Source organism: Sphingopyxis sp. Q841, assembly GCF_052384365.1.
In the GTDB taxonomy this organism is placed as follows: Bacteria; Pseudomonadota; Alphaproteobacteria; order Sphingomonadales; family Sphingomonadaceae; genus Sphingopyxis; species Sphingopyxis terrae_A.
In genome coordinates this window covers 95,005-108,151 of record NZ_JBQSUM010000003.1, presented here as the reverse complement: position 1 = coordinate 108,151, position 13,147 = coordinate 95,005, and the positions used below count along the sequence as shown (strand labels likewise).

Genomic DNA, 13,147 nt, shown 5'->3' with positions numbered 1-13,147 from the left:
CCAACAAATTGCAAGGAGCAATAGAATGCGTAATCAGGCAATCGCAATCGCGATTTTTGGTGCCTTTGCACTGGCTTCGGCACCCGTCTCTGCAGGGACCGTCAAACCGAAACAGAAGGCCACGCAGATCACTTCGCAACAGCGCCCAGACATTTCGGTCGGCCAGGCCGATCAGCCAGCCTATAAGCCGATCCCGGCAAAACTGGCCAAGACATGCTCGGATTCGTGGTGGACGATGAGCGGAATCCAAGCGCTCACCTGTCTATACATGGCAGCGCGTTAGAGAGATTTATTATGTCGGGAACGCGATCCTGCCTCGGATATAGTCAAATGCAAATCCACAGTGCGGGGCCGCGTTTGCAGGATCGCTTGCCCTCCCCGCCCCCAAGCCCAACTGCCGCTCACCTTTCCCCTTCCCTCGCGCACACGGTCATGCTCAACGCACCGGCATGGTTGACGATTCTTCTCTGCTCGCGCTGTCGAACGTCCGCGTCATGGCCGACGAGGCGTGCATTCTCGATCTGCCTGCGCTGACCATTCCGGCGGGCGAGAGCGCCGCGATCCTCGGCGCCAACGGGTCGGGCAAATCGACCTTGGTCAAGCTGATCGCGCGCCAGCTCTATCCCGCCTGGGGTGCCGACGTCCGCATCTTCGGGCAGGACAGCTGGAACGTCTTCGATCTGCGCAAGCTGCTCGGCATCGTGTCGTCGACGATGCAGCTCGACTTCGACGCCGAGCCGCCGCTGGAGGTGCTCGACTGCGTCGTCTCGGGCTTTTTCGCCTCGCGCGGGCTGTGGGCGCATCAAAGCTATACGCAGGCGATGGTCGATGTGTCAGTGGCGGCGCTCGGCGATGTCGGCGCGCAGCATCTGATCGGGCGCAGCATGGCGAGCCTGTCCACGGGCGAGGCCCGCCGCGTCCTCATCGCCCGCGCGCTTGCGCACCGCCCTCGCGCGCTGCTGCTCGACGAGCCGTGCGCCGGGCTCGACCCCGCGGCGCGGCATCATTTCCTCGACATGCTGCGCGGCGTCGCGCGCAGCGGGGTCGCGTTGCTGCTGATTACGCATCATATCGAGGAGATATTGCCCGAGATCGACCGCATCGTGATGCTGCGCGGCGGCCGCCTCGACCGCGACGGCGCGAAGGCCGATCTGCTGACCGGCGACAGCCTGAAGCGCCTGTTCGGCCTGCCGATGACGGTGACAGAGCGGCACGGCTGGTATCAGGCCGATATCCACCACTGACCGCCGCCGCTTTCTCCTCCTGTCCCGCTGCGGGACAGCGCACAGACGGAGCAATCTTTTATTCGCACCTCGCGGCATAAGCAGGGATCGCAGCACGCCCGGGCGAATCGGCCGATCGGGCGGGGCACCGGATTTTGACGCGCGCATGAAACCCGAACTCAACCTCGACGCCCCTGGCTATGCCGACGCCCGCGCCGCCTGGCGCGGTGCGCCGCGCGCGGCCGCTGCGGCGGCGGCTCCGGGGCGCAACTTCTGGATCGGCCTGCTCGCCGCCGTGCTTGTCGCCAGCGTAGCGCTCGCGCTGTCGAGCGGCCAGTTCCGTCCGCGCGGCTTCGGTCCCTACAGCGTGTCGGTGCCGCTGACCTTCAAACCCTATGACCCGACGCGCTGGGCGGTGATGAATTCGGACAGCTACGCCGACGCACTCAAGATCGACCCGACGCTGCCCGATCCCAGCAGCGTCGGCTATGCGGATGCGACCGCACTGCCGCCCGCCGATCCGGCGCAGCTTCGCGACGAAGCCTTCGTCGGCCCAGCGGCTAAATCCTACGTCTTTCGCGGCGTCACCGCGCTCGACCGCGAACGCGCGCATTATTGCCTGACCTCCGCCCTCTATTACGAGGCGGCCTCCGAAAGCGATGACGGGATGCGCGGCGTGGCGCAGACGATACTCAATCGCGTGCGCCACCCGAGCTTTCCGGGCACGGTGTGCGGCGTCGTCTTTCAGGGTTCCGAACGCGCCGGCGTGTGCCAGTTCACCTTCTCGTGCGACGGCGCGATGGCGCGCGCGCCGAGCCGCGACAACTGGCTGCGTGCGAGCCGCATTGCATCGGCGGCTCTGAACGGCGCCGTGTTTCCCGGCGTCGGGCTCGCCACCCATTATCACACCACCGCAATCTGGCCGCGCTGGGGCAAGAGCCTGGTGATGACCAACATCGTCGGCGCCCATATCTTCCACCGCTGGCGCGGCCGCTGGGGCATGCCCGACGCGTTCCGCGCGCCCTATCTGGGCCGCGAGCCGGTGCCTGGCCCTTATCTTCCGGTCGCGCAGCAGCTTGCGATCCTGAAGAAGGGGCCGATCCCGGGCGCACCCCTGTTGCCCGCCGCCGCGGTCGATCCCTTGCCCGCGGGCGGCCCCGCACCGCTGCCCGGCACGCTGAGCGCGCCCGCACAGACCGCGGCACCGTCCCCTTCGGCGCCCGCGGCGCCCACGCCGCCGGCCTACAGCGATCCGCGGCTCAACCAGTCGGGTCAGATCCGCGAGGAATATCAGAAGAGCGGCGAGTGGATTCGCTAGGCGCGACGCGCTAGCTTCTTCTGCTCACAAGGCGAAGGAGGCGTTTCCATGGGGCATGTCAAAGGCATCGGCGGCCTGTTCTTCCGCGCGCGCGATCCCGCTGCGCTCAGCGACTGGTATCGCGACCGTCTCGGCGTCGGCGGCGGATGCAGCGCCGACGACAGCGCGCCCGTCAATCAATGGGTGTGGACGGTGACCGGCGGACCGCTGGTCTTTTCGCCTTTCAAGGCCGACACCGACTATTTCCCGGCCGGCCGCCAGTTCATGATCAACCTGCGCGTCGACGATCTCGACGCGGTGCTCGCGCCGTTCCGCGCCGCCGGCGAGGAGGTGATCACCAAGAAGGAGTGGGACGATCCGTCAGTCGGCCGCTTCGCGCGCGTCCACGACCCCGAAGGCAATCCGATCGAATTGTGGGAGCCGGCGCAAGCGGGCTAGATCGCCGTCCCGGCGAAAGCCGGGACGACGGAAGCCTTACCTGCCCTGGCTGCGCCAGCGCTTGACGACGCGCTCCAATATTTCGGGCTCGCCGCCGGTTTCGCGCCAAAGCTGCGAGAAGAGCGGATCGCTCGACGCGGGGCGCTTGTCTTCCTCGAGCGTGTCGAGGTGAACGCGAATCGGGATCGACACGCCCTCGCCGCAGATGATGCATTCGCGGTTGCGCAGCGCCGGGATCGAATCGATGAAGCCGCGCGCGCCCTCTGGCATCGCCGCCTTGACGAAATGCTGGTCGCGTTCGTTGTTGAGGCGCATCGAGATGATCGTGCCGCACTGCGACAGCACGCCTTCGGCAAGGTCGGACGGGCGCTGGGTGATGAGGCCCAGCGACACGCCGTATTTACGGCCTTCCTTGGCGATGCGTTCGAGGATCTTGCGCACCGCCTGCCCCTGCCCGCTATCCTTCGACGGGATGTAGCGGTGGGCTTCTTCGCAGACGAGCAGGATCGGGCGCTGCGGCTCGCCGCGCGACCAGATCGCATAGTCGAAGGTCAGGCGCGACAGCACCGCGACGACGACACCCGTGATGTCCGACGGCACCCCCGACACGTCGATGATCGAGATCGGCCGGCCGTCCGACGGCAGGCGGAAGATCTTGCCGAGGAAGTTTGCCATCGTGTCGGCGACGAGCATGCCGGAGAACATGAAATTATAGCGCGGGTCGGCGCGCATTTCCTCGATCTTGCCCTTGATGCGCATGAAGGGCGCCGACGAAGTGGCCTTGTCGAGCTTGCCCATCTCGTTCTGCAGGATGTTGAGCAGATCCGACAGCAGATAGGGGATCGGCGAATCGACCGTGATCTTGGTCATGCCCTCGGCCAGACGGTTCTTGAGCCGCGCCTGGAGCAGACATTTGGCGAGCACGTCGCAATCGCCCTGGCGGTCGCGCCCTTCGCTGGTGACGAAAACCTCGCAATGTTCCTCGAAATTCATCAGCCAATAGGGCATCGCGAGATTGTCGACGTCGAACAGCGCCCCGGTGCCCTTGAACGCTGCCGAATATTCGCCGTGCGGGTCGATCATCACGATATGGCCTTGCGGCGCCAGCTCGCAGATCTTGTGCAGGATCAGCGCGGCGCTCGTCGACTTACCCGTACCCGTCGATCCAAGCAGCGCGAAATGCTTGCCGAGCATCGCGTCGACATACAGCGAACCACGAATGTCGCGCGTCGGATAGACGGTCCCGATCTCGACGTGCGCCCGCTCGTCGGCGGCGTAGATCTGCTTGAGGTCGGCGCTGGTCGCGGCATAGACTTGGCTACCCGGAATCGGATAGCGCGTCACGCCGCGGCGGAAATTGTGGATGCGGCCGGTCAGCTTTTCTTCTTCGCCTTCGCCAAGGAAATCGATCGCCGCGACGATCAGCCCCTCGCCGCGCTCGTAAAGCTGCTGGTCGCGCACGCTGGCGAGCAGCCAGACATTGCCGACGCGGACCTTGACCTGGGCGCCCACCTGGCCCGCCATCGCGACCGAAGGGTCGTTGGATGTCGACAAGCCCTGCAACGCCGAAGCATCGAGCAGGATGCGCGAGGCCGAGCCGGCAATGTCGATCACTTCGCCGATCAGAAGGTCGTCGCGGTGGTGCGCCTGCACCGCGGCAATCGGCGCCGCCGTTCCGCCGCCCGCCAGCCTGACATGCTGCGCAGCCGTCGCGTCCCCGGTACCAAAACCGCCCCCATGCATATCCATATTCAGCCCCGCCATATGTTTGTCCCGCGTCGACTATCGCAGGCGAGGGTAAACAAAGCGCTTATGATAGATCAGCGGCGGCGGAAAAGCGCCGATGCGGCATAGCCGAGCAGCAGCGACAGCGCGACTGCGGCAAGGCCGTACAGGAACCCGTGCCGCTGCGCCGCGAGCGCGACGAAGCGTTCGAAGCCCGCCTTGCGGATCTGGACGTCGCGCGAGGCGACCGCCAGCACGCGTCCCTTGCTGATCAGATAGGTTTCGGCGCGGTAGGTGCCCACGGGAACGCGCGCCGGCACGGGGATTCGCGCCCGATACAACACGCCTTCGGTAATCTCGACCGCCGAAGGGTTTTCGTAGAAGAGCCCCATGCGGCGATAAAGATCGACCAGCCCCGCCTCGAACCGCTCGAGTTTCTTCGCCTCCGAAAAGCCCGTCGGCGACATCGACAGATTTTTAAGGCCAAGCTCGAAGATCGCCGCGGTGCGTTCGTCGACCAGCTTGTCGACCGGGCGCGACGACCCGATCGCGTAGAAACCGGGTGAGGTGCGCAGCCGGATGCTGCTGGCGTTGACCCACATGCCCGCGATGCGCTGCTTTTCGCGCAGCACCACCGGCCGCACCGGGCCCTTCAGAACGACGACGATATCGGCGCGATCGTCGGGCAGGCGCTGACCGGGATAGAGAATGGCGCCGAACAGCAGCAATTCCTCGCCGGTGAAGCTGTACTGGATTTCGATCGAGCGGCTCGACACGTCGGGCACCAGGCGCGGATCGACCGCCTGCGCCGCGGCGGGCAGCAGCAACAGCAGCAGCGCTGCGATCGAGGCGCCGATCCGCTTCACTGGACGGTGTAGATTTCGTCGGGGCGGATGAAGAGGCCGACCGCCATGCGCAGTGCGACGAGCAGCACGATGATCGCCAGCGCCATGCGCAGATATTCGGGGCGGACCTTTTGCGCGAAACGCGCACCGATCTGTGCGCCCGTCACGCTGCCGAGCAGCAGCAGGCCGGCAAGGACGATATCGACCGCGCCCGTCGTCATCGCATGGACCATCGTCGTCGCGATGGTGACAAACAGGATCTGGAACAGCGAGGTGCCGACGACCACCTGCGCTCCCATGCCGAGCAGGAAGATCATTGCCGGGACCATGATGAAACCTCCGCCGACGCCGAGCAGCATCGTCAATATGCCGACGAGCGCCCCGAGGATTAGCGGCGCGAGTGGCGAAATATAGAGGCCCGAGCGATAGAAGCGCCAGCGCATCGGCAGGTTCGCGACCATCGGATGGTGGCGGCGCTTGCGCGCCGGTGCCGGCAGCCCGGCCTGCAGCGCGCGCAGCGCGCCCCATGCTTCGCGCGCCATCAACCCGCCGACCGATCCCAGCAGCACCACATAGAGGATGTTGATCGTCGTATCGATCTGCCCCCATGCGGTGAGCAGTTCGAACAATCCGGCGCCGATCAGCGATCCGAGCAGCCCCCCGGCGATCAGCACCGCGCCCATCCGCAAATCGACTCCGCCGCGCTCGAAATGGGCGAGTGCGCCCGAGACGCTGGCCCCCGTCACCTGCGTCGCGGCCGAAGCTGCAGCGACCGTGGGCGGGATGCCATAGAAGATCAGCAGCGGCGTCGTCAGAAAGCCGCCGCCGACGCCGAACATGCCCGACAGAAAGCCGACCCCGCCGCCCAACAGCACGATGACCAGCGCGTTGACCGACAGATTGGCGACAGGAAGGTAAAGATCCATGGGCCCCGTATGCACGTCAGCGGCGCAAAACCAGCACCGATTCCGGCGACCCTAGAGGCTTTTCAGCGCAGGTGGAACCACCTGACTAGCGGGAGAAGCGCGCAAGGGGCGAATCCCCTATGCGGCCTGTGCTGGCGGCAGACGCCGGTCCCCGGACGCCCTGTTCCAAGGCCTGAAATGGGCAACGCCGCCGCGCCCCGGGCGGCGGTGAAGATAGCAAATCATGGCCGGCGCTCTGTACCAGACAGCCCAGCCATGCGGTCACCGCTTCCACCCGCCTGCCTCGCCCCTGTTCGTGACGTCTTGGCGTTCCATAAGGTAATGGCTGATCGGCAAAATCGGTTTGTAAAGCGTGACGCGGCCGTTCGAGCGCGCTACGACGTCCACCAAATGGCCCCGAGACAAAAAGAGGTGTAATTTCGTGACCCGCAGTTCGTCGCCACGCTCGGCTCTCCGCGACTTTCTTGAAAGCGAGAGCGCCGGCGGGATGTTGCTGATTTTCGCGGCCGCTTTGGCAATGATTATCGCCAATTCAGCACTGGCCAGCGATTATCACCACGCAATCCATGCGGTGACGGGGCCGACGCTGACCGACAAGCTGGGTCCGATGACCGTTCACCTGTGGGTGAACGATGGGCTGATGGCGATCTTCTTCCTGCTCGTCGGGCTCGAGATCAAGCGCGAGTTCGTTGACGGACGCCTTGCGAGCTGGGACCGGCGGCGGCTGCCGATGATCGCCGCTGCAGCGGGTATGGCGGTTCCCGCGGTCATCTACATACTGCTTGCGGGGGGCACGGCGGGCCTTGCGCAAGGCTGGGCGATTCCCGCTGCGACCGACATCGCCTTTGCGATCGGCGTGCTCGCGCTGCTCGGCAAGCGCGCGCCGACGTCGCTCAAGCTGTTTCTGGTGACCGTCGCGATCGTCGATGACATGGGTGCGGTCGCGATCATCGCGCTTTTCTATACGGCCGAAATCAACATGCTGGCGCTCGGCGCTGCGGCGCTGCTGCTCGGCGTGATGTTCGCGGTCAACCGCGCCGGGGTGAAGCATCTCGCGGTCTATCTGCTGCTCTTTGCGCTGCTCTGGTACGCAATGCTGCTCTCGGGCGTCCATGCGACGATCGCCGGCGTCCTCGCGGCGATGGCGATCCCCTTCGAACGCACGCCGGGTGCGCCGGACAGCGAAACCTCGCCGCTCCACCGCCTCGAACATGGTCTGCACCCGTGGGTCGCCTTTGCGATCGTGCCGCTGTTCGGCTTCGCCAATGCCGGTGTCGACGTGCGCGGACTGGGGGTCGACCAGATTTTCGCCCCGCTGCCGCTCGGCATCGCAGCCGGGCTGTTCTTCGGCAAGCAGGTCGGCATTTTCGGCAGCGTCTGGCTGGCCGTAAAGCTGGGGATCGCAGGCAAGCTGCGCGGTGCGACCTGGCTGCAGATCTATGGCGTGTCGGTGCTGTGCGGGATCGGCTTCACGATGAGCCTGTTCATCGGCGGCCTTGCTTTCCCGGGCAACGCGCTGCTGATCGAGGAGGCCAAGATCGGTATCCTGATGGGATCGCTCGTCGCCGCGCTGACCGGTTTTGCCGTGCTGCGCTTCGCCCCGCTCCATCCCGACCATTCGGGGATCGAGACGAGTTCGGACGCGGAAATCGCCCGCGACGGCGATGTCAGCGACACCTCCGAAGTGCGGCCCGCGACGGCTGGCTGATGCCCCGCCGCAGCGCACTTCTGGCCCTTGCGGTCCTTGCAGGCATGACCCTGTCGGGATGCTATGCGCTCGACCCCGAGATGCGACGGGTGGTGGCGCAGCGCAAGGCGGCTGAACGCGCTGCAAAGGACGCGCCAACCGAGCAGGCGCCCGCGGAGCCGGCAATGGCCGTCACCATCCTGCCGCAGACGGTGCTGCCGCCGCCGATGCCGGCGCCCGCCGGAGCAGACGCCGCGCTCGATCCCGCCGTGGCCGCGGTCGCTCGCCACACGCTCGACAGCGTCGCGCATGATTATGTCGGGCTGGTTCTCGAACTGGGTACGCATAACAAGAGCGATATCGACGCCTATTACGGACCGAAGGCGCTGATGGCGGCGGCCGTGACCGATCCGCGCAGCCTTGCGATGTTGGGCGAAGCCGCGCGCCAGCTCTCGGCATCGCTCGACGACGTCGCGCCGCACCTGACCGCCGCCGCCGATCAACGGCGCTTGCGCGCGCTGAAGGCGATGCTGCTCGCTGCCGAGACGCGGAGCGAAATGTTGCAGGGCAAGCGGCTGGCCTTTGCCGACGAGGCCGAGCGGCTTTTCGGCGTGCGCCCGAAGCTCGAACCGCTGTCCGCTTATGACGCCGCGCTGGCCGCGATCGCGCAGCTCGTCCCCGGCGACGGCGAATTGGCCGATCGCGTCGATGCCTATTTCGACCGCTTCACCATTCCCGCCGCCCGGCTGAAGCCGACCTTCGACGCAGCGATCGCCCAATGCCGCGCGCGCACCGCCGCGCAGGTGGCGATGCCCGAGGGCGAGAATTTCGACCTGCAGTTCGTCACTGGGAAGAGCTGGAGCGGCTATAATTTCTACATGGGCGGCTATCGCAGCATCATCCAGGTCAACACCGACCTGCCGATCCGCCTGTCGCGCGCGCTCGATCTCGGCTGCCACGAAGGCTATCCGGGCCACCATCTGTTCAATCTGCAAATCGAAGCGAAGCTGGTCCGCGACCGCAACTGGATCGAATATAGCGTCTATCCGCTCTACAGCCCGCAAAGCTTCCTTGCCGAAGGGAGTGCCAATTACGGCATCGACCTTGCCTTTCCGGGGGACGAACGCATCGCCGTCGAGCGCGGCACGATCATGCCGCTGGCGGGCATGGAACCGCCCGCCGACGAACGCTATTGGCAGCTTCTCGATGCGATGAAAGCGCTGTCGGGCGCCCGGCTGACGATTGCCCAGCAATATCTCGACGGCGCGATCGACCGGCCGACGGCGGTGGCGCTGACGCAGAAATATGGGCTCGTGTCGCGACCGCGCGCCGAGCAGATGACAGATTTCACCGAAAAATATCGCAGTTACGTCATCAACTACGGGCTCGGCGAAGCGATGGTGCGCGACTATGTCGAACGCGGCGGGCCGTCCCGCGACATGATGTGGCGCCGCTTCCTCGGCCTTCTCGGCGAACCCACCCTACCCGCGGATCTTGCCGCGCAATGACCCCCGCGGTCGCCCTCCTCTGGCTCGGCCAGGCGGGATCGCCGCGGCGTCCGCCCGCGGGAGTGGCTCCGCGCGATTGATCCGTCGGTGCGCCAAACCCGGCGCGCCCTTTCGGTTCCATCAATCGCAAGGATTTCCCATGCACCTCGACAAACAGGATATTCACCAGCGCATCGAAGCGCCGGTCATGAAAGATTATGGCGTCTATCTGGCGGTCGACCGTCTGCTCGATTGCCAGAAGCCGCTCGCCGAGCTTTGCACCCCCGACGAATTGCAGTTCCAGATCGTCCATCAGGTCGAGGAATTGTGGATGAAGCTGATGGCCTTCACCCTCGCCGAAATCGACGGTCATATGGCGGCGGGCGAGACGATGCGCGTCCTGTCGCTCTTCGACCGCGTCAACCGGATCATGCGGCTGATGACCGATCAGCTGGCGCTCTTGGAGACGATGAGTCCGTTCGACTATCAGGCGATCCGGCTTCAGCTCGGCAACGGATCGGGGCAGGAAAGCCCCGGCTTCCAGCTGCTGCTCACCCTGCCGCAGCCGCTGTGGGCGCGCTACAAATCGGCCTATCTCGATCCTGCCGGGCGCAGCGTCGCCGACGTCTATGACACCGGCTACCGGCACGACGAGGCCTATATGGTTGCCGAGGCGCTGATCGAATTCGACGAGCTGTTCCAGATCTTTCGCGCCCATCACATCTATCTCATCCACCGGTCGATCGGCATGGGATCGAAGTCGCTCAAAGGGCGTCCGGTCGAACTGCTCAATGCCGGCGCACGGCATCGCTTCTTCCCCGAACTGTGGGACATTCGCGCCGCGATGACCGACCGCTGGGGCGCCGAATATGGCGTCAAGCGCGACAGCATCAGCGGCAATGCGCCGGCCGGGCACGGCAGCGGCCTGTGAGCGGCGCACTGCTGCCGGCCGCGGTGGCCGGGCGCTTTTTCCTGCCGCCCGGCGCGGTCTATCTGAAAAGCCACAGCGTCGGTTGCCAGCCGCGCAGCGCCGAGGCGCTGCTGCGCGACCGGATGCTGACGCCGTGGCGCGAGACGGGCGAAGCCTGGCCGCACTGGCTGGAGGCGATCGACGGCTGGCGCGCCGCGCTGGCGAAGCTGATCGGCGTCGAAGCGCGCGATCTGTGCCCCGCCACCAATGTCAGCGCAGCGCTGTCTCGCTACCTTTCGGCGCTGGGCACCGCGACGACGCGGCGCACCATCCTGCTCGCGCCGAGCGCCTTTCCGACGATCGGCTATGTCGCAAGCGGGCTCGCCGCCGCGGGGTGGACGACGCGCTATCTGCCTGCCGCCGCCGATGTGCGCGATCCGGCGCAGTGGGCGTCGGCGCTGGACGACGATGTCGCGCTAGTCGTTGCCATGCACGTCAGCTCGAACAGCGGCGCGCTGACCGACATCGCCGCCGTCGCCGCGGCCGCGCACGCCGCGGGCGCACGCTGCATCGCCGATTGCGCGCAATCGGTCGGCGTTGTTCCCGTCGCGCCCGCCCTATGGGGCGTCGATGCGGTGATCGGCACGAGCGTCAAATGGCTGTGCGGCGGACCGGGCGCCGCGTGGCTGTGGGTCGCGCCGCACGACCGCACCGCGCTCGATCCGATGGAGCGCGGCTGGTGGAGCCACGACAATCCGTTCGAGATGGATATCGAAAGCTTCCGCTATGCCCCCGACGCGCGCCGCTGGTGGGGGGGCACCCCCGATGTCGCCCCCTTCGTCCTGTCGACCGCGGGCATCGAAGCCATCGCTGCGATCGGCGTCGAGCGGATCCGCGCGCATAATCGCGCGCTCCAGACGATCCTCCGCGCCGCGCTTGAACCCTCGACCCCGCAGTGGTGCTGGCCCAAAGGCGACATCGGCGGGACGCTGTGCATCGACACCGGCACCGACCAGCCGCGCGTCGCCGCTGCGCTCACCGCGAATGCAATCAGCGCCGACTTCCGCGGCACCACCGTCCGGCTGTCGTTTCACGCTTATAATGGTGCCGACGACGCCGAAGCGGCCGTTCGCGCGCTCGTCTGAGGATCGCCCCTAGAGCGCCGGTCGCCGGCCGAACCAGGGCTGTGCTTCTTCGAGCTGCGCCGCGAGCTGGAGCAGCAGCGCCTCTTCGCCGAAACGACCGACGAACTGCGTTCCCATCGGCAGTCCCTCGGGCGTCCACCACAGGGGGACGTTGATCGCGGGCTGCCCCGTCGCATTCTGGATCGCGGTGAAGGGAACATAGTCGGTCATCGCGCCAAAACCGGCGGCTACGTCTTCGCTGTCGAGCGGAAAACTGCCGTTGCGCGGCGGCGGGGCCCCGAGCGTCGGGGTCAGCCAGACGTCATGGTCGGCGTGCCACGCCGCGACCGCGCGCGCCATCTGCTGCAGCTGGAAGATCGCGCCCCACAGCTGCGGCGCGCTGATCGCCTTGCCCATCGCGTAAAGGCCGCGCGTCAGCCCCTCCAGATTGTCGGGACCGGGGGTCTGCCCGGTCATCATCGCGATGCCGTCGATCTGCATCGCCGCGCCGCTCGACCAGATCGCCATGAAGGCCGGGACCATCGCATCATTGTCGACCGGGGGCGATGCTTCCTCGACATGATGACCCAGGCTCTCGCACAATTTTGCCGCATGTTCGGCCGCGGCGACCGCCTGAGGATCGAGCGCCCGACCACCCGGAGCAGCGCGCGCAAACGCAATGCGCAGTTTGGGGCATGGCGCCTCGGCGGCCCGGCGCCAGCTCGGCGGAGCGGGCGGCGCCGCATAGGGATCGCCGGGCTCGGCGCCCGCGGTAACATCGAGCATCGCCGCGGTGTCGCGCACGCTGCGGCTGACGATATGTTCGGCGGCGAGGCCGCCCATGACGTCGCCGAGCAGCGGCCCCAAGGGGTTGCGCCCGCGCGTCGGCTTCAGCCCGACCAGGCCGTTGCAGCTTGCAGGGATGCGGATCGATCCGCCGCCGTCGTTGGCGTGCGCGACGGGCACCATGCCGCTCGCCACCGCCGCGCCCGATCCGCCCGACGAGCCGCCGGTCGAATGCGCCGGGTTCCAGGGGTTGCAGGCGGGCCCGTACAGCTTGCTCTCGGTCGTCGCGACGACGCCGAATTCGGGCACATTGGTCTTGCCGATCGGGATCAGTCCGCCCGCCAGGAAGCGCTGCACCAACGTCGCGGTAAAGGGCATCGGAACGGGCGGCGAGATGCGCGATCCGTTGCGCGTCGGCCACCCGGCGAGATCGCCCAATATGTCCTTGAGCAGGAAGGGAACGCCCCGGAACGGCCCGTCGGGAAGCGGTGCCTTCGCGCGCGCCCGGGCGCCATCATAATCGGTGAAGATCACCGCGTTCAGGCGGGGGTTGAGCGCCTCGATCCGTTCGATCGCGCTATCGACCAGCTCGAGCGGCGATACCGCGCCCTTTGCGACGAGGTCGGCAAGGCCGAGCGCGTCGTAGCTTTCATATTCGGCAAATCCCACAGGCCGGTC

Annotated in this window: 12 protein-coding genes; 8 read left to right on the top strand and 4 right to left on the bottom strand. The window is 66.6% G+C overall.

The window, feature by feature from the left end; translation table 11 throughout:
• Nucleotides 1-25 precede the first annotated feature (25 nt).
• The 4 genes from ACT17R_RS15880 to ACT17R_RS15865 all read left to right on the top strand — a co-directional run bounded on the left by ACT17R_RS15880 (nt 26) and on the right by ACT17R_RS15865 (nt 2,979).
• Nucleotides 26-283, top strand: coding sequence for a hypothetical protein (locus ACT17R_RS15880; RefSeq protein ID WP_444809813.1), 258 nt, complete (start codon nt 26-28; stop codon nt 281-283).
• A gap of 166 nt (nt 284-449) precedes the next feature.
• The gene (locus ACT17R_RS15875; protein ID WP_444809812.1) at nt 450-1,244 is read left to right on the top strand and encodes an ABC transporter ATP-binding protein; all 795 of its coding nucleotides are present in this window, start codon (nt 450-452) and stop codon (nt 1,242-1,244) included.
• Nucleotides 1,245-1,389: 145 nt separating this feature from the next.
• Nucleotides 1,390-2,541, top strand: coding sequence for a cell wall hydrolase (locus tag ACT17R_RS15870; RefSeq protein WP_444809811.1), 1,152 nt, complete (start codon nt 1,390-1,392; stop codon nt 2,539-2,541).
• A gap of 48 nt (nt 2,542-2,589) precedes the next feature.
• The gene (locus ACT17R_RS15865; RefSeq protein ID WP_444809810.1) at nt 2,590-2,979 is read left to right on the top strand and encodes a VOC family protein; all 390 of its coding nucleotides are present in this window, start codon (nt 2,590-2,592) and stop codon (nt 2,977-2,979) included.
• 36 nt (nt 2,980-3,015) lie between these two features.
• Here ACT17R_RS15865 and ACT17R_RS15860 read toward each other — a convergent pair whose 3' ends face one another.
• From ACT17R_RS15860 to ACT17R_RS15850, 3 genes are all read right to left on the bottom strand, one after another.
• Nucleotides 3,016-4,728, bottom strand: coding sequence for an ATP-binding protein (locus ACT17R_RS15860; RefSeq protein WP_186401633.1), 1,713 nt, complete (start codon nt 4,726-4,728; stop codon nt 3,016-3,018).
• Nucleotides 4,729-4,799: 71 nt separating this feature from the next.
• A complete protein-coding gene (locus ACT17R_RS15855) occupies nt 4,800-5,570 on the bottom strand; it encodes a TIGR02186 family protein (protein WP_444809809.1) in 771 nt (256 codons plus the stop codon).
• A complete protein-coding gene (locus ACT17R_RS15850) occupies nt 5,567-6,475 on the bottom strand; it encodes a sulfite exporter TauE/SafE family protein (RefSeq protein WP_003042748.1) in 909 nt (302 codons plus the stop codon). Before ACT17R_RS15850 ends, ACT17R_RS15855 begins: the two co-directional genes overlap by 4 nt.
• Nucleotides 6,476-6,896: 421 nt before the next feature.
• Here ACT17R_RS15850 and nhaA point away from each other — a divergent pair, with 421 nt between their 5' ends.
• The 4 genes from nhaA (at nt 6,897) to ACT17R_RS15830 (ending at nt 11,704) form a co-directional block, all read left to right on the top strand.
• Nucleotides 6,897-8,183 carry a Na+/H+ antiporter NhaA gene (gene nhaA / locus ACT17R_RS15845; protein ID WP_444809808.1) on the top strand — a complete coding sequence of 429 codons (1,287 nt, stop codon included), beginning with the start codon at nt 6,897-6,899 and terminating at the stop codon, nt 8,181-8,183.
• A gap of 44 nt (nt 8,184-8,227) precedes the next feature.
• Nucleotides 8,228-9,670, top strand: coding sequence for a hypothetical protein (locus ACT17R_RS15840; RefSeq protein WP_444809807.1), 1,443 nt, complete (start codon nt 8,228-8,230; stop codon nt 9,668-9,670).
• 139 nt (nt 9,671-9,809) lie between these two features.
• Nucleotides 9,810-10,580 carry a tryptophan 2,3-dioxygenase family protein gene (locus ACT17R_RS15835; protein WP_062764145.1) on the top strand — a complete coding sequence of 257 codons (771 nt, stop codon included), beginning with the start codon at nt 9,810-9,812 and terminating at the stop codon, nt 10,578-10,580.
• A complete protein-coding gene (locus ACT17R_RS15830; protein ID WP_234181065.1) occupies nt 10,577-11,704 on the top strand; it encodes an aminotransferase class V-fold PLP-dependent enzyme in 1,128 nt (375 codons plus the stop codon). The genes ACT17R_RS15835 and ACT17R_RS15830 overlap by 4 nt, the downstream gene beginning before the upstream one ends.
• A gap of 9 nt (nt 11,705-11,713) precedes the next feature.
• Here ACT17R_RS15830 and ACT17R_RS15825 read toward each other — a convergent pair whose 3' ends face one another.
• On the bottom strand, nt 11,714-13,138 hold the full coding sequence (locus ACT17R_RS15825; RefSeq protein WP_234181067.1) for an amidase: 1,425 nt from the start codon (nt 13,136-13,138) through the stop codon (nt 11,714-11,716).
• Nucleotides 13,139-13,147 lie beyond the last annotated feature (9 nt).

What these genes read in the sequence shown, in the direction of transcription:
- ACT17R_RS15880 (WP_444809813.1), top strand. Translation starts at nt 26, where the DNA reads ATGCGTAATCAGGCAATCGCAATCGCGATTTTTGGTGCCTTTGCACTG.
- ACT17R_RS15875 (WP_444809812.1), top strand. Translation starts at nt 450, where the DNA reads ATGGTTGACGATTCTTCTCTGCTCGCGCTGTCGAACGTCCGCGTCATG.
- ACT17R_RS15870 (WP_444809811.1), top strand. Translation starts at nt 1,390, where the DNA reads ATGAAACCCGAACTCAACCTCGACGCCCCTGGCTATGCCGACGCCCGC.
- ACT17R_RS15865 (WP_444809810.1), top strand. Translation starts at nt 2,590, where the DNA reads ATGGGGCATGTCAAAGGCATCGGCGGCCTGTTCTTCCGCGCGCGCGAT.
- ACT17R_RS15860 (WP_186401633.1), bottom strand. Translation starts at nt 4,728, where the DNA reads ATGGATATGCATGGGGGCGGTTTTGGTACCGGGGACGCGACGGCTGCG.
- ACT17R_RS15850 (WP_003042748.1), bottom strand. Translation starts at nt 6,475, where the DNA reads ATGGATCTTTACCTTCCTGTCGCCAATCTGTCGGTCAACGCGCTGGTC.
- ACT17R_RS15840 (WP_444809807.1), top strand. Translation starts at nt 8,228, where the DNA reads ATGACCCTGTCGGGATGCTATGCGCTCGACCCCGAGATGCGACGGGTG.
- ACT17R_RS15835 (WP_062764145.1), top strand. Translation starts at nt 9,810, where the DNA reads ATGCACCTCGACAAACAGGATATTCACCAGCGCATCGAAGCGCCGGTC.